This window comes from Bacillus sp. SIMBA_031 (assembly GCF_046535225.1).
Lineage (GTDB): Bacteria > Bacillota > Bacilli > Bacillales > Bacillaceae > Bacillus > Bacillus velezensis.
In genome coordinates this window covers 1-482 of the sequence record NZ_JAWRXC010000037.1, presented here as the reverse complement: position 1 = coordinate 482, position 482 = coordinate 1, and the positions used below count along the sequence as shown (strand labels likewise).

General features: G+C 57.7%; 1 pseudogene. It reads right to left on the bottom strand.

What is annotated here, in order from left to right:
• Positions 1–482: pseudogene (locus SB724_RS19390) on the bottom strand (1,4-alpha-glucan branching protein GlgB); the annotation flags it as partial.

Here is a 482-nt window from a genome sequence, read left to right as displayed (position 1 = left end):
GCAAAAAGGCCCAGTGGCTGATATCCCCATGAGCCGCCGAAAGGATATTCCATGATCGGCAAAAGCTCCACATGCGTGAACCCCATTTCCTTGACATAGGGGATCAGCCGCTGGGATAGTTCGAACCAATCGAGCGAACGCCCCCCATCCGTCATTTCCCTGAGCCAGGATCCGGCATGAACTTCATAGATCGATATCGGACCGTTCAGAATGTCCCTCTCCGCTCGCCTCTTGACCCATTCAGCATCCCGCCATTTCACCGGTTCGGGTGAGGCAACGATGGATGCAGTGGAAGGCGCGGCTTCCGAAGCCCGGCCCACGGGATCAGCCTTCTGAGCAAGCAGATTTCCCTGCCCGTCCAGAATTTCGAATTTGTAGCGGTCACCAACCGTCAGATCCGGGAGGAAGACTTCCCAGACGCCTGCCTCACGCCGCGAGCGCATTGGGTGGCGCCGACCGTCCCAGCTATTGAAATCTCCTAC